This window comes from Celeribacter marinus (genome assembly GCF_001308265.1).
In the GTDB taxonomy this organism is placed as follows: domain Bacteria; phylum Pseudomonadota; class Alphaproteobacteria; order Rhodobacterales; family Rhodobacteraceae; genus Celeribacter; species Celeribacter marinus.
Genome location: NZ_CP012023.1, coordinates 1,124,720 through 1,146,567 on the forward strand (window position 1 = coordinate 1,124,720; position 21,848 = coordinate 1,146,567).

Below are 21,848 nucleotides of genomic sequence, written 5' to 3' on the forward strand. Positions count from 1 at the left end.
CATTTACCGCGTGAGAAGCAGGCAGCTTGAACAACCCATGCAGAACACATGGGAGGTAAAATCGGCGTGGGTGTAACAGAGGCTTATCCGCCTCGCAACCTTGTTGCGCGGACATAGCGCTAACATGCATCAGGCCGCTTCCTATAGATTTCAAAGACTTACAAACTTTGCGCTCTGTAGGCGTTAAAAAATATCTAATTTGCCCAAAATTTTGCACCAAGATTCGCGCGAGTCACACGGTTTTGATGCCCCGCCCCATCCGGAACAGCACAATCTGCACGGTGATTTGTTAAGTGGGCGCGATCATGGCATCACGCATCCAATCGGGTGATTTGGCGACGATGACCAGAGCGCCTTATATTGGTTTCGCCTCGGGCAATACGCCGATGCCGCCAAGCACACGGCTTGGGCGCTTCACCGCAACAGGTGACCCTGATCCAGTTTGCGCGTAAACTTGCTTGGAGACTTCGAGAATGATGACCCCGCCGGCCAGCGCCGTTGAAACTTTGCGACCAAAATTTTCCCACATCGGGCCAGAGCGCAGCCAGAACCGTTTGTGCGAAGGGGGCTGGAACAGCGCGGCCCGGTGCCGCTCCGAGACGAATCCCGCCTGTTTGAGTTGCATTTCCAACTGGCCCAGCGAATAGGGCCGCCCGTAACCAAATGGCGTGGCATCCGAGCGCGACCACAGACCCGCACGGTTGGGCACAATAAACAGTGCGCGACCACCGGGGCCAAGCACGCGCCAACATTCTTCTAAAACTGCGGATTGGTGATCCGAAGTTTCAAGACCATGCATAACAATGAGTTTGTCAACAAAGCCGGTTTGCAATGGCCATCGGGTTTCACGACATAGCGTTGAAACATTCGGCAGTCCCGCCGGCCAATGCATCACACCCTGCTGATCGGGCATGAGGCCTATGACGCGGCGCGCATCCGCGAGATACGGGCGCAGTAACGGCACCGAAAACCCAAAGCCCGCAACGGTTTGGCGCGAGGCGTCCGGCCATAAATCCGTAACACAATTGCGCACCGCGCGCTGTGCCGCCCGCCCCAATCCGGTCCGGTAATAGAAATTTCTTAGGTCGACGACGTCGAGATGCATTGCAATACCGTGGCTGAACGACAAGTGTTACACAAGAGAATGACCCAAAGCCGGAGAAAACACCATGCTAGAGATCGTCACTGTTGCGGCCCTCTCAGACAACTACGACTTTCTCGTCCATGACCCCGCCACGGGACGCACCGCCGTGGTCGATGTGGCCGAGGCCGAACCCATTCTCGATGCGCTCGATTACCACGGCTGGACGCTCAACGAGATATGGCTCACCCATCACCATTGGGACCATGTGGACGGCGTGGCCGATCTGGTAAAAGAGACAGGCGCAACTGTTCTCGGTGCAAAACCAGATCAACATCGATTACCGCCTCTCAGTACTGCTGTTGAGGCAGGTGGCACATTTACGTTTGGCGCGCATACGGTCGAGGTGATCGCGGCGGATGGCCACACGATTGGCCATGTCGCGTTTTATATCCCTGATGCCAAGGCGCTCTTTTCCGGCGATAGCCTTATGGCGCTTGGGTGTGGGCGGTTGCTTGAGGGAACGCCTGCGCAGATGTGGGAAACGATGGAGCGCCTCAAGGCTCTTCCACCCGAAACACTGGTCTACTCGGGTCATGAATACACCGCGGGGAATGCAAAGTTCGCGCTTACAATTGAGACAAACAACAGCGCATTGCAGGAGCGCGCACAGGCTATCGAAGCGGCATTGGTTGCGGGGCAATTTACTGTTCCCTCATCTCTCGCGCTCGAGATAGCAACCAACCCGTTTTTACGTGCCGATCTGGACGGTGTTAAAGACGCGTTGGGCATGAACGGATCAAGCAACGTGGACGTGTTTACGCAAATCCGTGCCCGAAAAGACAAGTTTTGACCCAAACAGAAGAGACATGCGATACTGGTCAAATTCGACAGACCCCGACAAGACAGCACAGGTTTGGCATTGAAGCCCACCAAAACCGCACAAAAACACGCGGTTCACGAAAATATATACTGATTTTGCAATTTTCTACTTGAAGTATGGGCGTTTCAATCAAACTTTAAGAGTATCAGGCCACGGTTGTTGACGAGCATTATGCCCAACGCAACAGCCCCAGACGAAGGAGCACTGTCGACGTGCCGTCATTTTCCAACACTCTTGAGCAAGCAATCCATTCTGCCTTGGCGCTGGCGAACGCCCGCCACCATGAATTGGCTACGCTAGAACATCTTCTCCTCGCCCTCATCGACGAACCCGATGCGGCTCGTGTCATGCAAGCCTGCAATGTGGAATTGGATGAGTTGCGAAAGACCCTTTTGGAATACATCGAGGATGACCTGTCGACACTCGTCACCGATGTCGAAGGGTCCGAAGCGGTTCCAACCGCCTCATTCCAACGTGTCATTCAACGCGCCGCCATTCATGTCCAATCGTCTGGCCGGACAGAAGTCACAGGTGCGAACGTGCTCGTCGCGATCTTTGCCGAGCGCGAAAGCAACGCCGCGTATTTCCTGCAAGAACAAGACATGACGCGCTATGACGCCGTAAACTACATCGCACATGGTGTTGCCAAAGATCCCGCATTTGGCGAAAGCCGTCCGATCTCAGGCGCCAATGAAGAGATCCAAGACACCCAAAAACAAGAAACCGTTGACGGCGGCGAAGCGAAAGAATCTGCACTGTCCAAATACTGTGTCGATCTAAACGCGAAGGCGGCCGAGGGCGATGTTGATCCGCTCATCGGTCGTACCGACGAGGTCGAGCGCTGTATCCAAGTGTTGTGTCGCCGCCGCAAGAACAACCCGCTTTTGGTGGGCGATCCCGGTGTTGGTAAAACCGCCATCGCGGAAGGACTCGCTAAAAAGATCAACGATGGCGAAACGCCTGAAATCCTGTCAAAGACCACCATCTACTCGCTCGATATGGGCGCACTCTTGGCCGGCACGCGGTATCGTGGCGATTTCGAGGAACGCCTCAAAGGTGTGATGAAAGAACTAGAGGATCACCCCGACGCGATCCTGTTCATTGACGAAATTCACACGATCATCGGGGCTGGAGCCACCTCTGGCGGCGCGATGGATGCATCCAACCTGCTAAAACCTGCCCTTCAGGGCGGCAAACTGCGGTGTATGGGGTCCACAACCTACAAAGAGTTCCGTCAGCATTTTGAAAAGGACCGCGCACTAGCGCGCCGTTTCCAAAAGATCGACGTCAATGAGCCATCGGTCGAAGATGCTGTGAAAATCCTGATGGGCCTAAAACCCTATTTCGAGGAACATCACGACATTCGCTACACCAATGATGCGATCAAAACCGCCGTTGAGTTGGCCGCACGCTACATCCATGATCGCAAGCTGCCCGACAAAGCCATCGACGTTATTGACGAGGCGGGCGCCGCCCAGCATCTCGTCGCCGAAAGCCGCCGCCGCAAAACGATCTCACCCAAAGAGATCGAATCTGTGGTTGCCAAAATCGCGCGCATCCCAGCCAAAAACGTCTCCAAAGATGACGCAGAAGTGCTCAAAGATCTCGAATCTTCGCTCAAACGCGTGGTGTTCGGCCAAGATGATGCCATTGTCGCACTCTCCTCCGCGATCAAACTGTCGCGGGCGGGCCTACGTGAGCCAGAAAAGCCCATCGGGAACTACCTGTTCGCCGGACCAACCGGTGTCGGCAAAACCGAAGTTGCAAAACAACTCGCAGATACACTTGGCGTCGAATTGCTGCGCTTTGATATGTCCGAGTACATGGAGAAACACGCGATCTCCCGCCTCATCGGCGCACCTCCGGGCTATGTCGGCTTTGATCAAGGCGGCTTGTTAACTGACAGCGTTGATCAGCACCCGCACTGTGTTCTCTTGCTTGATGAAATTGAGAAAGCGCATCCTGATGTCTTCAACATCCTGTTGCAGGTGATGGATAACGGCAAGTTAACCGATCACAACGGTCGCACGGTCGATTTTCGCAATGTCATCCTCATCATGACGTCGAACGCAGGGGCCACCGAGCAAGCCAAAGAGGCCATCGGCTTTGGTCGCGATCGTCGCACTGGCGAAGATACGGCCGCAATCGAGCGGACATTCACACCAGAATTCCGCAACCGTTTGGACGCCGTCGTCTCCTTTGCACCGCTTCCTAAAACGGTCATCATGCAGGTGGTCGAAAAGTTCGTTCTCCAACTCGAAGCGCAGCTCATGGACCGCAACGTTCACATCGAGCTCACGCCAAAAGCGGCCGCGTGGCTTGCGGATAAAGGGTATGATGACAAGATGGGCGCACGCCCCCTTGGCCGTGTGATCCAAGAGCACATCAAAAAGCCGCTCGCCGAGGAATTGCTATTTGGCAAACTGGCAAAAGGCGGAGTGGTTAAAGTTGGCGTGAAAGACGGCGCAATTGATCTGAGGATCGAAAAACCCGATGCACCGCGTATCAGCCGCTCTAAAAAGCCGCCTCTTTTGACCGCCGATTAAAGCAGGACGGGACAATGCGACCCATTCTCATCGGTACTTTGTTTTTGTCCCTCGCAGGCCCCGCGCTTGCGAGGGATCCTGTTTTAAACCCGCCAATTGACTGCACCTTGGGCGAGACATGTTACATCCAGAACTACGTCGATACAGACCCAAGTTCCGGAGCCGCAGATTTCACCTGTGGATCCCTCACCTATGATGGACATAAAGGCACGGATTTTGGCCTACCTAGTTTGGCCGCGATGAAAGACGGCGTAGATGTGCGTGCCGCAGCCCCCGGCACAGTACGCGCCATACGAAACGACATGATTGATCACATCCAAGGGGGCACAGATGCGCCTGACGTGTCGGGCCGCGAATGCGGCAACGGCGTGGTTATTGATCACGGAGACGGATGGACCACGCAATATTGCCACATGGCACAAGGGTCCATTAGCGTCACCAAGGGTCAGCGTGTCTCGAAAGAGACAACACTCGGACAGGTCGGCCTATCCGGCAAAACGCAATTTCCCCATGTCCATCTCTCGGTGCGCCACAATGGCGAGATCATCGACCCGTTCAATCCTAACGCGCGCATTGCATGTGGCGATACGGGCGCGCGCGACGATGCGCTTTGGCAAACTCCGATCACCTACCAAGCGGGCGGCATTCTGTCTGTCGGCGTGTGGGACGCCGTGCCAGACTATGCCGCGATCAAAGCGGGAACAGTGGACGCGACAACGCTTCCCACCACATCTCCGGCTCTTGTGGTGTTCGGCTACGCGTTTGGCGCACGCACCGCAGATGTGATGCGCCTATCGCTCACTGGGCCGGATGGAAACGTGGTCACAAAAGACCTCGATCTCGCAAAAAACCAAGCCCTCTTCTTTCGTGCAACCGGCAAGCGCGGATCACAATGGCCTGTCGGCACATATGACGCAGAAGCGATATTACTGCGCGATGGCGTGATCGTCGACAGCATGGCGCGCACCATCGAAGTTGTGAATTAAACGCACGCGATCCCTACTATTTTTCCGTTAGTTTCAATTCGATACGTCGATTTTGCGCCAAGGCAGTGGATGACGATCCTGATGCAACGGGTTGAAATTCGCCAAATCCCGCAGCAACCAATCGCTCTGGCGGAAAACCGAGACTACGGCTCATAAAACGAACAACGGACAGGGCGCGCGCCTGCGATAGCTCCCAGTTGTCGGCATACTCGCCAAGCCCCGAAAGCGGTGTATTGTCGGTATGCCCGTCCACACGGATCACCCAATCGATCTCTGATGGGATGTCTTTTGCCACGTCATTGAGAATGCCCGCGACCCGTGCAATCTGGACTTGTCCGTTGCCGCCAAGATCGGCTGATCCCGCCTCGAACAAGACCTCCGACGAAAAGACAAATCTATCACCGACGATGCGCACACCATCGCGATCACCCAAAATTTCGCGCAAACGGCCAAAGAATTCCGAGCGGTAATTCTCCAACTTCTTCGCCTCGACCTCAAGTCGGATACGCTCGGCCTCTTCCAACTCGGCGCGGCGTTTCTCTTCTGCTGCAACTTGCGCGAGGGCTGCGTTTAACCGCGAGGTGAGCGCGTCCACCTGAACGTTGCCATCTCTGTCGGCCGCCGCGCGTGCATCCAAGACGGCTTGTAAGGATGCAAGTTGCCCGCGCAATTCTGTTACTTGCGCATTCAACAAGGCAACTTTGCGCGCCCCCTCTGCGGATCTTACTTCCTCGGTTTGTAGCGCCTCTTGGGCGGTCGCTAAAAGAGCGGCTTGTTTTTGCGCATCGCTCAACTCAACACTCAGATCCGCTTGCAAGTTTTTACGCGCAGCCTCTGCTGCCGCCAAAAGCGTCAACGTGTCTTCGGCATCTTTGCGGGCCTCTTCGAGGGCAAGCGTCATTGCCGTCAGTTCATCATTTGAGCTAGCCAATTTGTCACGCAACGCCTCAAGAGCCGCGGCGTCGACCAATCGCGCCTCCTCAGCTGCTGACAGCTCCGCTAGCTTTTCCGAAAACGCCAACTCGCGCGCCTGTGATTGCGTCTGTTCATCCGCAAGCATCGCGGCGATGGCATCGCGCCGCGCCGCAGCCAAGCGGGCTTGTTCGGTGGCGACATCAATCTCGTCTCGGGCCTTGGCCAACGCCAATTGCATGGCCTCTTGCTCAGATATCACCAACGCATTGGCGGCGTTTAGCTCGTCCACTGTTGCTTGTAACGTGGCGCTTTGCGTGCGCGCGGCGTCTCGGTCAGCCAAAAGACTGGCGACCTGTGCCTCAAATGAAGCGATTTGATTGGCTTGGTTTTCCGCTTCTTGCGACAAAGCCGCATTTTGGCTTTGCAGTGAGGCGATTAGCGCAGTTTGCGCCTGCGCAACGGATCGCACCTCACCAAGCGTGGCGCGCATAGAGCCAAGCTGCGCATCCAAATCCGTTGAACGATCTTGCTCGAGGCCCAAAGCCAACGCGAGCGCACTCACTTCGGCAGTTAATGCATCCAACTCAGTTTCTTGTCCCGTAATCGTGTCGCGTAACATCGATTGCATGATCATAAAGATCGTCAATACAAACATCAAAACTAGCAAAAGCGCAGTCATTGCATCAACGAACCCCGGCCATATTGATCCGGACATGCGTTGCGAGGAACGGCGCAAAACGGCCATCCTCTAAGCCTTTGGCCCGATGATATCGCGCAACGTTCGAGACACACCTGCAATCTCGCGGCGTATTTCATTCAGGCTCTCTTGGCGACCCGCAGATATCTCTTCGAGAATGCGCAGGAGTTGGACATCAATCGACCGCAACCGCATGCGCGCCTCGGCGTCTGTTGTCGCCCCGCCCTCTTGCTCGCGTTTCGTCAGCACCGCAATCAACTGTTCTTGGCCCGCAATAAGACGCTCTTGCCCCGCCACCATACGCTCATCGCCTGCGATATCGACGCGCTCCGCATCAAGTCGGCTCACAAGCGCCTCAACCGACGCGGCCAAATGGCCAAGACGATCATCAACCGCCGCTCGTGACATATCCGACTGCATGTAAATGGTTTGTAGCGTGTCCATCTGCTGGCTCATATGATCAAGAACGGCCGCCGCCCCCGACATCTCGCCGCCATCGCCCTCGGCCGCAGAGAACCCAATGCGCGTGAATGACGAGAGCCATTCCTCTAGTTCACGAAAAAACCGGTTTTGGCCATGAGACGCAAACAGTTCCAACATGCCCACAACCAAGGAGCCCGCAAGACCCAAAAGTGACGAGGCAAAGGCCGTGCCCATCCCCCCAAGCTGTTGTTCCAGCCCGCCCATCAGGCGCCCAAAGATATCGGTCGAGCTTTCACCGTCTTGCGGGGCGAGAGATCGAATGGTGTCGACAACAGCAGGAACAGTCGTCGCAAGGCCGTAGAATGTCCCCAAAAGTCCAAGAAATATCAGAAGGTTAGTGATGTAACGCGTGATATCACGCGCCTCGTCGATACGTGTTGCTACAGAATCAAGAATGGAGCGCGCAGAGGATGACGAAATTTGACGCCGTGCATCGCGCCCGCGCATCAACGCAGCGAGCGGCGCCAACAAACGCGGCGCGTGTTTGGCACCATCGTCAGGGCGTACACCGGCAAATCGCTCGATCCAATTGACCGAGGCGACCAACTGGAGGACCTGCCAGAAACATGCGAGGATACCCAGCACGAACACAACGGCAATAAACCCGTTGAGATACGGGCTCGCGAGAAATACCGGCGCGACACGTGGAAGCGCCAGATAAAACCCCGCCCCCGCAAGTCCCAGAACAATCACCATTAAGGTAAATTGCCGCACGGGTTGCGAAAAATGTAGTTCTGCCTCGCGATCGGGTTGGTCCATGTGGGCCCTATCCTGACCTGTCGTTTCTGTTAACGCTCACGATAGGCGAGGATTGGAAAACTGCCAATACGCGATTTCATCTTTCCTATGATCTTACGCTGGGATCACACGAGTGTAACGACATACGGCGGCGCACCAGAGCGACCAATTGGTTGAGATCAGTATCTTCCATACCAAGCTCGGCCAAATGCAGCGCGGTGTTGAAAAGATACTCATAGTTAGGACCGCGCCCACCAGTCGCCCTTGCAATCACATCGGCTTGCGCGTCATGGGACATGGCACCCGTATATTGCACGTGGGTTCGGTCCACGATGTACGCGAGGCTCTGCACCGTCCGCCCATCATCTAGTATCAACGGCACGGTGTTTTCCAAATACGCCGAGCTGACCAATTCACGCTCGCGCAAGCGCTCAAGCGTCTCTTGTGCTCCACCCCCCGAAACACGGTAGGCAAGTCCGCGACAGGTAGAACCGGCTTCACGGTCTAGGGCCAAAACCAAACCCGGAACCTCGAGTGATCCGCGATGATGAATTGACCACATGCAAAACGACCGCGCGTAATCCACGAGTGTCGCTGGCACCCGCTCGGCAAACTCGAACTCGGGGTTCCACATCAATGACCCATAGCCGAACACCCAAAAACTCTTGTCATCACAATCCATTTTGCCCGCTTTCTTATTGGTGCCCCGACCGTTAAACACCACTCATCAACGAATGTAAAAGAGCACAAAGAATACACTCCATGCGCAAAATATTATGGCTGATCCTTATCGCGGCTGCTGTGTATAGCGGCTATTGGTTTGTCGGGGCACGTGGAACTGAACGCGCGATAACGGGCTGGATTTCGCAACGTCAGTCGGCCGGATGGCAAGCGGACTATACGAGCGTGCAAACCGACGGATTTCCCCTCAGGTTCGACACTCTAATTTCGGATCTTTCGTTGGCTGACCCCAAAAGTGGCGTTGCGTATGAAACCCCACGCCTTGAGATAAGAAGCGCAAGCTACGCGCCAACGGCCTTGAGCGCGGTGTTCGCATCAGGATCAACCTTTGCGACCCCCTATCAACGTGTCGATATTACGCATGACCGTGCGGATGCGGACCTATTCGTCGATGCGGGGCCGAACCTGACGCTGAACGTCACGGCCTTTACACTCGATAACGCCGCGATCACATCGACACTGGGCTGGGGGATGACACTTTCACATGGCGCGTTCTCGACCATCCGCAGCGCGCAAAATCCGCTCAGCCATACGATCGACTTTTCGGCGCACTACCTTGTGCCGAGTGAGGGCCTGATGAGTACGTTGAACACAGACGGGCTATTGTCGGACCGCTTTGAAAACCTTGAAATTGCACTCACAGCAACCTTTGACGCCCCATGGGACATTCACGCCCTCGAAGAGCGCCGCCCACAACCGACACGGATCGATATCGATACAATCGCGGCGCAGTGGGGCAAGTTAGATTTGCAAATCGCCGGAGCCGTCGACATCGACGCACGCGGCGTAGCCTCTGGCAAAATCGCGCTCAAAGCGCGCAACTGGCGCGACATGATCGACATGGCCACAGCCGCGGGATTGATCCCTGCGGACATGCAATCGCTTGCCATACGCGCGGGTCAGGTTCTCGCAGGATTGAAGGGCAACGCGGATACGATTGATGCAGAGCTGACCTTGACCGAGGGTATGATCGTTTTGGGGTTTATCCCAATCGGTCCGGCACCTAACTTTTCGATCCGCTAACTCACACGCTCTTGGCGCATCAATGCAGTGACTACTCGGTCTTTTTTGCGCGTCCGAAGTCAGGTGCATCGGTGTCTTGTCCCGCTTCGATAATCCCACGGCGAATAGTCCGGGTGCGGGTAAAATAGTCATACAAATGCTCACCGTCACCCTGACGAATGGCGCGCTGAAGCGCGAACAGCTCTTCGGTAAAGCGCCCTAAAATCTCCAATGTCGCGTCCTTGTTTTCCAAAAAAACATCGCGCCACATCGTCGGGTCTGACGCCGCGATCCGTGTGAAATCGCGAAAACCGGCGGCAGAGAATTTGATTACTTCTTGATCCGTGACTCGGCTCAAATCGTCGGCGACACCAACCATCGTATAGGCAATGAGGTGCGGGGTATGAGAGACCACGGCACAAACCAGATCATGATGATCCATATCCATCCGCTCTGTTGTGGCCCCCAGTGCGCGCCAAAACCGCTCCAACGCGACAACATCGGCCTCATTAGCAGAGTCAGGCGGAACGATCAGACACCAACGCCCATCGAACAGTTCGGCAAAGCCCGCGCGCGGGCCCGAATGCTCGGTCCCTGCCATCGGGTGTGTCCCAACGAACGACACATCATGCGGCAACAGCGGCGTAACCGCCTCAAAAATCGACTTTTTAACCGAACCTACGTCAGTGACCAAAGCACCTGCCTTGAGGGCAGGAGCGATTTCGGCCATCACCGCGCCCATTGCACCCACAGGCACCGCAAGCACGATCAGGTCCGCGTCCTTGACGGCATCGGCGGCCGTGTCGCAAACGCGGTCTACAAGATTAATTTCTCGCGCGGTATCACGCGTCTCGGGGGAGCGCGCATATCCCGTAATTTCCCCAACTACACCCGCACGGCGCATCGCCAACGACATAGACCCCGCAATGAGGCCCAGCCCAATCAATGCCACACGGTTGTAGAGAATTTCACTCATCGGGTTTTCTCTAAAAACTGCCCGATGGTATGGGCCACACGGCGGCATGACGATTCATCGCCAACGGTGATCCGCAAACAATTGGGCAGGCCGTACCCCGCCACACGCCGCACGATCAACCCGTTGGATTTCAAGAAATCATCACAGGCCTCTGCCTCGGATTGGCTGTGAAACCGTGCCAGAATGAAATTGGTGCACGATGTATCTGACGGCACGCCGTGCTCCATCAACGCCTCGGCCATCCATGCCCGCAACCGCGCGTTATCAAGGCGGCATTTTTCGACCCATGCCGTATCGCGCACGGCGGCTTCGGCGGCGGCCAATTGTGGCTCTGACAAATTGAACGGCCCGCGCACGCGGTTCAGCACATCGATGATCGCCGCAGGACCGTAACCCCAGCCGATCCGCACACCACCCAAACCATATATTTTGGAGAACGTCCGCGTCATCACAACGTTGTCACGCGCTTCGACAAACGCCGCGCCGCCATCAAAGCCCTCAACGTACTCCGCATACGCGCCATCCAAAACCAGCAAAACATGTGCGGGCAAACCGTCAGCCAAACGCGCAACATCGGACGTGCCGATCATTGTGCCTGTGGGATTGGCGGGGTTTGCTATGAACACCAATTTGGTTTGCTCTGTGCACGCCGCTAAAATTGCGTCCACGTCCACCACGCGCTCACGCTCGGGCACACATACCGGTGTCGCCCCTGCCGCAAGTGCGGAAATTTTGTACATGGAAAAGCCGTGCTCGGTGTAGATGACTTCATCGCCCACGCCCGCGTAGCACTGGCACAAAAATGTGATGATCTCATCGGATCCAACGCCGCAGATAATCCGGTCCGCATCAAGATTGTAGATCTCTGCGATTGCGCCACGCAATGCCCCATGGTCGGTATTGGGGTAGCGGTGCATGTTATGTGCCGCTCGTGAAAACGCTTCTTTCGCGCCTTCCGGACTGCCAAACGGATTCTCGTTTGACGACAATTTCACACTATTTTCGACACCCGCGATTTTGCTCGCTCCGCCTTGATACAGGGCGATATCGAGTATTCCGCGTTGAGGTTTGATATGGGCCGTCATGTTTGCACTCATCTTAGGTCAAAAAACACATAGCGCTGCAATCGCAACAAGGCCAGATGGCACGATGCTCCAATAAAAAATGTTGCACCGAAGCCTCTCGTACACGACTAAAATTCCACGAAAAAGGCCGCCCCCTAAGGAGCGGCCCAAAATCGTCGAATAATTGGCTCAGATTAGTTCTGAGCGTAGAATTCGATCACGAGGTTTGGTTCCATAACAACAGCGTATGGCACGTCGGACAGGCCCGGACGGCGCACAAACGTTGCGGTCATTTTGGAGTGGTCTGCCTCAATGTACTCAGGCACGTCACGTTCGGTGAGCTGAACAGCTTCCAGAACGGTTACGTTTTGCTTGGACTGTGTACGGACCTCAACAACGTCACCCTCTTTTACGCGGTAGGAGGGGATGTTGACGCGAACGCCGTTCACGGTGACGTGGCCGTGGTTCACGAACTGGCGAGCCGCAAATACGGTTGCCACAAATTTCGCGCGGTACACAACAGCGTCAAGACGCGATTCGAGCAAGCCGATGAGGTTCTCACCGGTATCGCCTTTGAGACGCTCAGCGTCGGCAAAGATACGGCGGAATTGTTTCTCGGTCAGATCACCGTAGTAACCTTTTAGTTTTTGCTTCGCACGCAACTGGAGACCGAAGTCGGACAATTTGCCCTTGCGGCGCTGACCGTGCTGGCCGGGGCCGTATTCACGACGGTTTACCGGGGATTTTGGACGGCCCCAGATGTTTTCGCCCATGCGGCGGTCTAGTTTGTATTTGGCAGATGTGCGTTTGGTCACGATCTGGATCCTTTCAACGGATATGAAAGGTGCTGTCCTTTCCCGCGGGAGTATTCCCTTGGGCGACAGGCGTCCCCTTGCGGGGGCCACCAACACCAAAATAATAAACGGCGCGCATTTCTGCACACCGGATGGCGGGCTTATACAAGGCACGCAAACAGAGTCAAGCGCCCCACCCCACTATAATGGAGCGGCCGATTTTACTACGCGGCAGCGTGCAGTAAAATCGCGGCCTCAGCCGATGACAATGTGCGCCGCGCGGCAGGCCCGTATGCCTCACTGTGACTGGCCAGATCGGGAAATACCTCTATCAAGCGGTGGCGCTGTGCGGGTGCGATATCGTCCAGATCGGTGAACGCAGGATGAAAGCTTTCCGTCTCGATCCCGTTGGCAAACACCACCTGATGACGTTCGAACATAAGGTGGATATAGTTGAGTTCCTTGAGTGTGCGATCCACGATGATAGACGTATCATTGACGAGGTCTATCGCAGTCACCAAAACCTCGTCCGCGCCGAACAACTCACGGGCAGGCGCACCCCCAATCAAAAAGCGGTGTTGCGGCGATACAATGAGGTCGCGCTCCGGATACCCCATGCCGAACGCTTTCGCGCGCACACGCACGGGCCGCAGCTCTGGCATTGCGTACAGGCGTGCACCAGTAATCCGGCGCCCGCCGATCCATGCCAATTGCTGCGCCCCATCATCTTTGGTTTGCACCCAATCGCCTTCGCGCAACTCTTCTACAGCACGCGCGCCGTCTGGCGTTTCTATTTGAGTGCCGGGCGTAAAACAGATAACGCCACCCGTTTTCACTTCGCACGCATCTGTGGCCACCGCGACATGGGACGACATCACCCATAGATCCGTATCCGCCGGCGGCATAGCGCCCAAGCACATGACAAGCGGCACACCCAAAGTCGGGGTATCGATGACGGTCATTTCATATTTGCGTAGCCCATCCGTGACATCAAAGCCACCATCGAACAACCTGTCCTTATGCTCCGCGGTAGGACCAAAATCCTGGCCTGCCACATATCCGATGAGGCGGCGCACTTTGCCTGCCGCACGATGATGAAGTTCGTCTTGCCCAATCGCATGATCCAGCAAAAGCACGTTGCGCGGTCCATCCACGCACACTGCTTCACCCGACCAACGCCATGTTGCGCCGATCGTTAATGCCGAAAGTGGCGCAGAACCAAGGCCATCGACCTCTATCTGCGACCATGCGATGACAAACGTGCGAAGATTGCCCGTTTCCATGCCTGTATGACTGCCTTTAGTTTTTTATTATTATCGAAAGAATAGCACAGGGTGTGCGTTCTGTGAATCCCCTATTCGAACCAACGGCATAACGATGGTTCGGCAGCTGATGAGCGCTCGGCAAACCTTAGAACTTAAGGCTCACATTGAGAGCTCCGACGACCTGACCCTCTGGCTGGGCCGCGAATTCAGGGGAAAGCCATGCTGCGCCATAAAAGATTTTTGCACGCCCAACCGTTGTGTAGAGACCTGCCCGAAGGCGCGTACGTGCATCGCGCACTTTGTAGCCATCGCGCTCAGGTAAAAACTGTGAGTTGGAAACCGCGGCAATATCAGCACCGAGAATGAAGGATGTGCTATCATCGCGCTCGGCGGCCTCGATCCCCGTGTACAAAAGCCCCGTGGTGGGATCCCGCAGCATCAAACCCGAGTGCCCGACATCTCCGAACAGATAATCAACGCCAAGACGCGCGAGCGCCTCTGGACCCACTTGCGCCTCCACAAACGGCCGAATGGAGCCCGATCCCACATCAAACGTCTGTACCGCCTCGAACGAGATTGACGCATAGGCGGCGTTACCCAACTCGCTCGTGAGATCAGGTGCAGGAATGTTCAATAGATCATGAAGCGACTCTTGAAGAGATCCCAAACCCGTTTGCGGCCCCACGAGAACGGCATCAAGGCCAAGCCTCATCTGCGTATTTTCGCGCGCAACATAGGAATGCATCCCCACGGACACCGCGCCGATATATGGGCGATCGCCCTCTATGGGCCGCCCGGGCGCATCGGGCGTAATGACATCCGAGCGAAACCGGAATTCAAGCAGATCACCAAAGTTTGATGGCGCACGTCCGAGCCATTCTGGGCCGTACAATCGCGAGTACGTAAAGCTACCAGACCGCCAACGGTCATCGCCGTCACCAATAGCATCATTCAGAAACAAGCGACCTGTTCCCAGAACATTGAAATCTTGCGCACGCGCAGAAGGGGGCAGACAGATTAACACACCAACAAGCCCGACCAACGAGACAATTGAACTCACAAAACGCATCGCAACACCCATACAGAATCTAAGGAACACTCGCCCTCACCATAGTGATCCAAATATGAGGATATTCTAAACAGATGTTGCAATTGTGGCGCGACCTACTGGAAATTGCGCCACCGTAACGGAGGCTTGTCCATGGTGAGCCTCACCGCTTCAAATTTGCCGTGGCCTCTTTGAGCGCGCGGCGAAACACTGGGCCAGGTGCGCGCGCGATTATCGCAGTACAGTAGTGTGCCACCCACGCGGCCCGCCCCCGCTTTTGCAGTCGTGCAAGCATCTCTTTTTGATAGCGCCTCTCGTCACGTCGACGGCGCAACAAATGATAGAACTCTTTATCAGTCAGGGTGCCTGAGATAGCCCCCTCCACAATCGGCGTCAAAATACCAAGCTTGACCCAGAGCGATGCAATACGGTGGCCAAAATAACGACATCGCATTTTACGAAGATTCCCACCGCGAAACAGGGCGGCATGCATTGCGTCGAGTGGCGAAAGCGGGTCGTAGAACAGATAGACATATTCGGCAGCTTTCACCATATCGGGGGCAAATCCATAGCGCGATGTAAAATCACGCGACCATCCTTTACGGTAGCGCGTTTCCCATGACGCGTCCTCGCGTGATAACGTGGCTTGAGGCGAGATCAACACAACCCCTGCGCCTGGATGTGCCGCCGAAAATGCAGCCGCAGCATAGCCCCCCATTGATGCACCATAAAAAATCACGCGCCTATAGCCGTCAAAAAAACCCTCTGCCTTGAGGCGGTCAAAAAAGTCAAATACGGCCTCTTCGCGGTACCATGTCCAATCGTGAGCCATCATGCCAAGCATCGACCACCCCCGCCGCTCAACAAACCCGTAGCCCCACGGCATTTTGTCCTTGCCATCTGCATAAACGTCATCAAGATTTTCAAACGTTACAATCAGCGTATCGCCACGGTTCACCAAAAGCGCTGTATGATCGGGGCCTAGCTCCTCATAGAACCCTTCGCGCGCGCCCATCTCACGCAATGATGCACGCCATTCTTGCTTGCTTGGCTCAACCCTTTCATTGTCGGTCATTCTGCTCGGTTCCTATTTCGACGCCACCACTCAGAGCCTACAGCGCTTTACGCGATAACTTTGATTTACTTACGCTCATCAAAAAGCTGCGCTGCATTTGAGAGGATGATATCGCGGCAGTCTTTGATAAATTGTTTATCAACAAGAAAATCGCGCGACAGTTTATCCATAGAAGCGTCTGATCTAAGTGCCGCCAACCCGACCGTGGCGCGAAAATTGGCATCGGTGAGCGCGGGTTGCTCAATCGATTTCACGGCTTTGGGCAGGATGAGCGCGGCCTCGGGATCGATCTCGTGCTTGTCCAACAACCGATCCATGAAGGATCCGCGACGCGGGCGATTGTTTTCCTTCTCCTCAAGCCGCGGTTTCATACGGCGCGCCCAAAAGTGCACCCCCCGCGTTTCATCAGTAAAGCGCTCTTCAACATCAAAGCGGCTGATAATCATGTGGTTCCTGTCTGGATAGCTGACCGGATAAAAGGCCGCTTCGGAGCGGGCGTATTTAATCTCGCCTGTCTGCTGCAAGAAATACGTCACAGATGCAGGCCCAGTAAATCCCCAATTCTGGGCGGTCATGTGAACGGGGCGCCCCGCGTCACGCTCTGCCTCTAGCTCGCGTTGCTGCCACGGCTTCAACCATGGGGCGATCGCATATTCATCTTTGAAAAAACCAATCAAAGCCGCAAGCGTGGCACTGTCGCGCGGCAATCCCAAAACCGCGTTGCACACAAGCCCCCGCTTTTCCCAGCCAAAGACAAAACCAGACGGATCATCGAATGGCCGATAGCAATACATGTCTGCGTCGACCCAGATCTTATCTGTCTTCTTGAGCAAGTTCAGACGCCACATATCCGCATGGATCGCGGGACTGCCTGTGCGGGCATGACGCAGCATCGGCGTTGAGGGATATATGTCCTCGGCATTGCCAACATGAACGCCCGTTGGCACATTTGGGATCGGCTCGTAAGAATACAGGGTGATGTGATGGCCCATGTCCGCAAAGCTTTTCAGACACAGTTGTTCCAGCCAACTTAGTCTCCCGCCAATCCATAGGGATGCGATTTCTGGACGCTCCGTCATAACACTGCCCCTCGCGCCGTCGGCGCCCTCGTTAAACGTGACCAACTCGGACACTTTATCGCGCCCGCCACACGGCCTATGCGCACAGCCGCCTACACGCTTTGATCACGCTACCGCGCCACGCCGTGCAGGTAAAGTGTCCCAGATGCCGACCTTGCAAAAAGTGAGGTTCCTTGACTTCCACACGTCCGTATGAGACCAAAATTACCAAGAAAACACACAGTTAGAGTACACAGGTGGATGCGGTTTTGAATACAGTTGGGATTACATGTGTCCGCGACGAGGGGCCGTGGCTTCTTGATTGGATTGCTCACCACCGCGCCCACGGCTTTTCGCACTTTCTCATTGCCTCACACGACTGTCTTGACGGATCAGACCGGCTACTGGACGCGCTAGATGCGGCAGGGATCATCACCCACCTCCCGTTCACACCGAAAGCGGGAAAGGCCGTGCAATGGCAAGCGTTGCGCCTGCTTCAGGACCATCATGTCTACCGCGACGCCGATATGGCAATGTTTTTTGACGCCGACGAATACCTCGTTCTAACGGAGGGGGCGACCCTTGCCTCGCTCTTGCCCGAAGGGGTCGAAGCTGTGCCACTGCGGTGGCATCTGTTTGGAAATGGCGGGCACGCGGAATGGATTGATCGCCCTGTGACCGAGCGGTTTACACGGTCCGGCCCGAACGGGATGCCCGTCCCGTTGGGGCATCTGTTCAAATCCCTGCACCGCCCCAACGCCTTTGACGGCCTTGGCGTGCACCGGCCCAAAGGAGACGCCATTTGGGCGTTCGCGTCAGGTGCAAAAGCGCCTGAGAAGTTTAACACGATGGCGGGTTTGATCCATCTTTTGGGTGTGCCGCAAAATGAGGAGCGCGCATGGTTGAACCATTATTCCGTGCGCTCCGTCGAGGAATTCATTCTCAAATCCGACCGCGGCCTGCCAAATCACGTTCGAAAATCGGTTGATGCGGGATATTGGGCCATGCGCAATTTTAATACGGTTGAGGACAAACGGATCGCACCGATGCTTGACGCAAGCCGCAGTGCGCGCACGGCGTTGGCGGCGTTCGACACGTTGCACGATATCTGCGTTTCCTATCATCGTGATCGCCTGTCTCGCCTCAAAAAGGACAAAGAGATCGTCGATTTGTTCTGGCAATGTGAACTCATGCCAACCGCAGTGCCGCCGTCAGGCGCGCGGTTCATGGCACATATCGAGATGCTAAAGCAGGCGGAAAGCAAAAACACCGATGGCTGACTACGTTGCACATACTCTAAACGCTCAGGTTTTTGGGGATATCATTTTGCTTGATGCGATTGTGTCGGGCGACACCACGGACTTGTTTTTCCACCACACTGCAACGCTATCCGGCAAGGTCGCAAAGAGGGTGCTGAACAAAGCAGAGGTAAGAACTGTCGGGAATGCGCCTTGGATTACAGGCCAAACGCCAACGCACACGATAACGCTAGACGTTGACGGCACCCCAAAAGAGATCACCCTATCGCACCCGAATACCGACCTGATGCGCGGCCGCAACGTGGCTCTTGCAACGCGCAACGGCGAGAGCGCCAAAATAGTTCTGGACTGGTTGCGGTTTCACGTCACTCATCAGGGTCTAACAGGCGCACTCATTATCGACCGCGCGGACCAATCGCAAAACGCGACCTTTACCCAAGAGCTACAAGACGGATTGGCCGAAATTGACGCAGACCTAGCGGTCATGCACATTCACACGACCGCCCCTCTTGGCAACGCGGCCCTCCCGTCCGAAACACATCCATTCTCAACGCCAGGTGCACCAGGCAAAGACCGAATGAGCGAGCCAAAGCCAGACGCATGGGCGGCGCCGTTAGCCGATGTCCTGATCTACGAATTACTGCGCCGGAAGTATCTAAATGAGGCGCGCGGTATCGCCAATATCGAAGTCTACGACCTTGTGCCTAAAACTGGCACCTTAACGATGTTTGACCTCGCTCAAACGGCACCTAACGGCGTGGTGCAACTGTTGGGGCGGCAGGCCTACCCATGGCGGATCAAGGGCGACGAGCCTGCATTTGCGGACCACATCTGTATTCAGTTCGACGAAACAAGGCGGCGCGCGCGGTGGTGCGCGGCACCCAAACGCCTACCTTCTGGCGCGGTCTTTCGTTTGGTCCGCGTAGGCGGGGCCGATCCCAAAGCAGGGTATGAGTTTTATCGCTGTATGGGCCTGCGCCACCGCGCGCCGTCAGTCGCGAAAATTGTCCCAAAATCGTCTCTCATCGAGCACGCCCCACTGGTTGATCTGTCGACGCGCGCATGGGGGTATCAACCCGTTTTGATGCCCGAAGAAACCGTGGCCGCGCCCCCGCGTGGCGACAACTCCGTAGCAATTGTGACCTGCATGAAGAACGAGGGACCATTTATTCTTGAATGGCTCGCCTATCATCGCGCAATCGGGGTTGAGGGCTTTTTGGTCTATACCAACGATTGTACCGATGGCACTGATGTGTTCCTCGATTTACTACAGGAAAAAGGCTACGTTCAGCACCGCGACAATCCGTTTAAAGGCACAGACCTCAAACCTCAGCACGCCGCCTTGCAAGCCGCAGAACACGAAGATGTCGTGACGGGGGTCGACTGGGCCATTTCGATGGATGTCGACGAATTTATAAACGTCAAAGTTGGTGACGGGACAATGAGCGCTCTGTTCACAGCGCTGCCCGATGCAAATCTAATCTCGTGCACGTGGAGACTATTTGGCAACGCCGATGTGCACGGCTATCAAGATCAGTTTTTACTGGAGCAATTTGACCGCGCAGCCCCTGAGCATGCCAATAAACCGCACCAAGCGTGGGGATTCAAAACCCTGTTCAAAAACATCGGTCTGTTCAAGAAGTTTGGCGTTCACCGCCCCAAAGGGTTAAAATCGCAAATCTGGGACAAGATTCGGTGGTACAACGGCTCAGGTAAGCCGATGCCCCGCACAGAGTTTCGCAACGCGTGGCGTTCGACCTCCGACACCTACGGCTATGATCTGGTTCAACTCAATCACTATGCCGTGCGCTCTGCCGAGAGCTTTTTGGTGAAACGTGACAGAGGGCGGGTCAACCACGTGGACCGTGACCAAGGTCTGGCCTACTGGTTTCGGATGAACAACAACTTTGAACATGAAACATCGATTCAACGCATGATCCCAAAGCTGCGTGCAGAATATGATCGCCTCCTCGGAGATCCCGAAATTGCCGCCCAACACCACGCCTGCGTTGAGGCGCACACGAGCAAGATTGCCCAACTGCGAGCCACCGAAACCTATACTAAATTCTATGATGAATTGTCTGGCCCGCGCCTCGAAAAACTCAGCCGCTTGCACTCGCATTTTGGCGCAAATGTCTTTTTAAAGGGTCCGCAATGCGTGCCTGACAATTTGATCGACCAAGACCTAGACGCAGCGTTTTTCTTTACTGTTGAACGCGGCGAGACGGCGCATTGAGGCGCACGAAAAAGGAGACTGACAGATGAGAGTCCATCTGCACATCGGCGTACATTTTACAAACACGCCACGCTTGGCACAGGCAGTGCGCATCAATCAGCGCGTGTACAAGCGCCAAAACGTGGTTGCGCCGAACGTTGACGACTATCGCGCTCAAATTGATGATCTTCTGCACCGCGTGGATGGACAGGCCGCTACCCTCGACGAAAGTCGCGCTCTACTGACTCGTTTGGCGGGAGATGAAAGCACAACCGGCCTCGTCATGGTCGATGAGCAATGGTGTGGACCGTTAGAGAGCGCCTTTGAAGATCGCATGCTATATGCGGGCTTGGCCGATCGTGTGCGCCAGATTTCAAATGTGTTTAACGCTGCGGACCTTCACGTTTCTATGTCGATCATAAACCCCGCCACCCTGATTGGAAGCGTCCTAGACAACGGTCATGCAGCAGGTCATGCAAACTGGTTTGCCACCAACATCCCCGCGCCCGACGTATCATGGATGCCGTGCATAGACCGCATTCAAGAGGCCGCACCACATGTCCCGTTAACCATCTGGACCGAGGAGGACGCGCCGCTTATTTGGGAGCGGATTTTGCGCCACCTTGGCGATTTAAACGATGACGTGGCCGTGCGCGGCCCCCTCACAGCTGTCCGTGACATGCTGTCCAAAGAAGGCGGAGAACGTCTTACTGCTTATGCCAAAAAATTCACGCCAGCGTCTCAGGCCGCGCTGGAACGCGTGTCGCTCGCCTTTCTCGACAAATACGAACAGGTCAAGACTGTCGGTCCAGCAGGTGGTATTCCTGGGTGGACGCACGACGATCTTGCCGAAATTACAGCCGGCTACGACGACGATATCGCCGCGCTGTCAAAGCGGTCAGGCGTCACTGTGCTACAGCCTGTTCATGCAACGGATACACTTGGTGCAGATCAATAAAGGGCACAAATAGCGCTGATAATAAAACTAAATGCTAGTTTGAGATGCAAAGCATGCTAATCAC

At 55.5% G+C, this 21,848-nt stretch carries 18 protein-coding genes; 7 read left to right on the forward strand and 11 right to left on the reverse strand.

What is annotated here, in order from left to right; translation table 11 throughout:
• Nucleotides 1-355: 355 nt before the first annotated feature.
• The gene (locus tag IMCC12053_RS05475) at nt 356-1,105 is read right to left on the reverse strand and encodes a class I SAM-dependent methyltransferase (protein ID WP_062216487.1); all 750 of its coding nucleotides are present in this window, start codon (nt 1,103-1,105) and stop codon (nt 356-358) included.
• A gap of 64 nt (nt 1,106-1,169) precedes the next feature.
• Between IMCC12053_RS05475 and gloB the strand changes: the two genes are divergently transcribed.
• The 3 genes from gloB to IMCC12053_RS05490 all read left to right on the forward strand — a co-directional run bounded on the left by gloB (nt 1,170) and on the right by IMCC12053_RS05490 (nt 5,496).
• Nucleotides 1,170-1,934, forward strand: a complete 765-nt coding sequence (gloB, locus tag IMCC12053_RS05480) for a hydroxyacylglutathione hydrolase (RefSeq protein ID WP_062216489.1) — start codon at nt 1,170-1,172, stop codon at nt 1,932-1,934.
• 242 nt (nt 1,935-2,176) lie between these two features.
• Complete coding sequence (clpA, locus tag IMCC12053_RS05485) at nt 2,177-4,510, forward strand: ATP-dependent Clp protease ATP-binding subunit ClpA (protein ID WP_062216491.1); 2,334 nt, start codon at nt 2,177-2,179, stop codon at nt 4,508-4,510.
• A 14-nt stretch (nt 4,511-4,524) separates the two neighbouring features.
• On the forward strand, nt 4,525-5,496 hold the full coding sequence (locus tag IMCC12053_RS05490) for a M23 family metallopeptidase (protein WP_062216493.1): 972 nt from the start codon (nt 4,525-4,527) through the stop codon (nt 5,494-5,496).
• Nucleotides 5,497-5,512: 16 nt separating this feature from the next.
• On the opposite strand, the gene IMCC12053_RS05495 is transcribed toward IMCC12053_RS05490, so the two are convergent.
• The 3 genes from IMCC12053_RS05495 to IMCC12053_RS05505 form a co-directional block, all read right to left on the reverse strand.
• Entirely contained in the window at nt 5,513-7,156 is a 1,644-nt protein-coding gene (locus tag IMCC12053_RS05495; RefSeq protein WP_062216495.1) for a peptidoglycan -binding protein, read from the reverse strand.
• A 3-nt stretch (nt 7,157-7,159) separates the two neighbouring features.
• The gene (locus IMCC12053_RS05500; protein ID WP_062216497.1) at nt 7,160-8,350 is read right to left on the reverse strand and encodes a hypothetical protein; all 1,191 of its coding nucleotides are present in this window, start codon (nt 8,348-8,350) and stop codon (nt 7,160-7,162) included.
• A gap of 85 nt (nt 8,351-8,435) precedes the next feature.
• Complete coding sequence (locus tag IMCC12053_RS05505; RefSeq protein ID WP_062220940.1) at nt 8,436-9,011, reverse strand: gamma-glutamylcyclotransferase; 576 nt, start codon at nt 9,009-9,011, stop codon at nt 8,436-8,438.
• An 80-nt stretch (nt 9,012-9,091) separates the two neighbouring features.
• On the opposite strand from IMCC12053_RS05505, the gene IMCC12053_RS05510 reads away from it, so the two are divergent.
• Nucleotides 9,092-10,093, forward strand: a complete 1,002-nt coding sequence (locus IMCC12053_RS05510; RefSeq protein ID WP_062216499.1) for a DUF2125 domain-containing protein — start codon at nt 9,092-9,094, stop codon at nt 10,091-10,093.
• Between the two features lie 31 nt (nt 10,094-10,124).
• On the opposite strand, the gene IMCC12053_RS05515 is transcribed toward IMCC12053_RS05510, so the two are convergent.
• The 7 genes from IMCC12053_RS05515 to IMCC12053_RS05545 form a co-directional block, all read right to left on the reverse strand.
• Nucleotides 10,125-11,048, reverse strand: coding sequence for a prephenate/arogenate dehydrogenase family protein (locus IMCC12053_RS05515; protein WP_062216501.1), 924 nt, complete (start codon nt 11,046-11,048; stop codon nt 10,125-10,127).
• Nucleotides 11,045-12,133: a histidinol-phosphate transaminase gene (hisC, locus tag IMCC12053_RS05520; RefSeq protein WP_062216503.1), complete on the reverse strand. Its 1,089-nt coding sequence runs from the start codon at nt 12,131-12,133 to the stop codon at nt 11,045-11,047. Before hisC ends, IMCC12053_RS05515 begins: the two co-directional genes overlap by 4 nt.
• A gap of 173 nt (nt 12,134-12,306) precedes the next feature.
• A complete protein-coding gene (gene rpsD, locus IMCC12053_RS05525; protein WP_062216505.1) occupies nt 12,307-12,927 on the reverse strand; it encodes a 30S ribosomal protein S4 in 621 nt (206 codons plus the stop codon).
• Between the two features lie 203 nt (nt 12,928-13,130).
• Nucleotides 13,131-14,189: a Hint domain-containing protein gene (locus tag IMCC12053_RS05530; protein ID WP_062216507.1), complete on the reverse strand. Its 1,059-nt coding sequence runs from the start codon at nt 14,187-14,189 to the stop codon at nt 13,131-13,133.
• A 127-nt stretch (nt 14,190-14,316) separates the two neighbouring features.
• Nucleotides 14,317-15,132 (reverse strand): lipid A-modifier LpxR family protein, encoded by an 816-nt coding sequence (locus IMCC12053_RS05535; protein ID WP_169775302.1) that lies wholly within the window; start codon nt 15,130-15,132, stop codon nt 14,317-14,319.
• Nucleotides 15,133-15,382: 250 nt separating this feature from the next.
• On the reverse strand, nt 15,383-16,294 hold the full coding sequence (locus IMCC12053_RS05540) for a hypothetical protein (RefSeq protein ID WP_062216511.1): 912 nt from the start codon (nt 16,292-16,294) through the stop codon (nt 15,383-15,385).
• Between the two features lie 65 nt (nt 16,295-16,359).
• Nucleotides 16,360-17,373, reverse strand: a complete 1,014-nt coding sequence (locus IMCC12053_RS05545; RefSeq protein WP_062216513.1) for a glycosyltransferase family 32 protein — start codon at nt 17,371-17,373, stop codon at nt 16,360-16,362.
• A gap of 248 nt (nt 17,374-17,621) precedes the next feature.
• Here IMCC12053_RS05545 and IMCC12053_RS05550 point away from each other — a divergent pair, with 248 nt between their 5' ends.
• From IMCC12053_RS05550 to IMCC12053_RS05560, 3 genes are read left to right on the forward strand one after another with little or no spacing between them, the layout of a single operon-like run.
• On the forward strand, nt 17,622-18,632 hold the full coding sequence (locus IMCC12053_RS05550) for a glycosyltransferase family 2 protein (protein WP_074906133.1): 1,011 nt from the start codon (nt 17,622-17,624) through the stop codon (nt 18,630-18,632).
• The gene (locus tag IMCC12053_RS15565) at nt 18,625-20,847 is read left to right on the forward strand and encodes a glycosyltransferase family 2 protein (protein WP_082389045.1); all 2,223 of its coding nucleotides are present in this window, start codon (nt 18,625-18,627) and stop codon (nt 20,845-20,847) included. The genes IMCC12053_RS05550 and IMCC12053_RS15565 overlap by 8 nt, the downstream gene beginning before the upstream one ends.
• A 25-nt stretch (nt 20,848-20,872) precedes the next feature.
• Nucleotides 20,873-21,784: a hypothetical protein gene (locus tag IMCC12053_RS05560; protein ID WP_062216517.1), complete on the forward strand. Its 912-nt coding sequence runs from the start codon at nt 20,873-20,875 to the stop codon at nt 21,782-21,784.
• Nucleotides 21,785-21,848: the final 64 nt, after the last annotated feature.

Excerpts from the sequence above, each read along its gene's own strand:
- hisC (WP_062216503.1), bottom strand. The coding sequence starts at position 12,133 with ATGACGGCCCATATCAAACCTCAACGCGGAATACTCGATATCGCCCTG.
- IMCC12053_RS05495 (WP_062216495.1), bottom strand. The coding sequence starts at position 7,156 with ATGGCCGTTTTGCGCCGTTCCTCGCAACGCATGTCCGGATCAATATGG.
- IMCC12053_RS05560 (WP_062216517.1), top strand. The coding sequence starts at position 20,873 with ATGAGAGTCCATCTGCACATCGGCGTACATTTTACAAACACGCCACGC.
- IMCC12053_RS05540 (WP_062216511.1), bottom strand. The coding sequence starts at position 16,294 with ATGACCGACAATGAAAGGGTTGAGCCAAGCAAGCAAGAATGGCGTGCA.
- IMCC12053_RS05530 (WP_062216507.1), bottom strand. The coding sequence starts at position 14,189 with ATGGAAACGGGCAATCTTCGCACGTTTGTCATCGCATGGTCGCAGATA.
- IMCC12053_RS05475 (WP_062216487.1), bottom strand. The coding sequence starts at position 1,105 with ATGCATCTCGACGTCGTCGACCTAAGAAATTTCTATTACCGGACCGGA.
- IMCC12053_RS15565 (WP_082389045.1), top strand. The coding sequence starts at position 18,625 with ATGGCTGACTACGTTGCACATACTCTAAACGCTCAGGTTTTTGGGGAT.
- IMCC12053_RS05490 (WP_062216493.1), top strand. The coding sequence starts at position 4,525 with ATGCGACCCATTCTCATCGGTACTTTGTTTTTGTCCCTCGCAGGCCCC.
- IMCC12053_RS05510 (WP_062216499.1), top strand. The coding sequence starts at position 9,092 with ATGCGCAAAATATTATGGCTGATCCTTATCGCGGCTGCTGTGTATAGC.
- IMCC12053_RS05500 (WP_062216497.1), bottom strand. The coding sequence starts at position 8,350 with ATGGACCAACCCGATCGCGAGGCAGAACTACATTTTTCGCAACCCGTG.
- IMCC12053_RS05545 (WP_062216513.1), bottom strand. The coding sequence starts at position 17,373 with ATGACGGAGCGTCCAGAAATCGCATCCCTATGGATTGGCGGGAGACTA.
- IMCC12053_RS05505 (WP_062220940.1), bottom strand. The coding sequence starts at position 9,011 with ATGGATTGTGATGACAAGAGTTTTTGGGTGTTCGGCTATGGGTCATTG.
- gloB (WP_062216489.1), top strand. The coding sequence starts at position 1,170 with ATGCTAGAGATCGTCACTGTTGCGGCCCTCTCAGACAACTACGACTTT.
- IMCC12053_RS05515 (WP_062216501.1), bottom strand. The coding sequence starts at position 11,048 with ATGAGTGAAATTCTCTACAACCGTGTGGCATTGATTGGGCTGGGCCTC.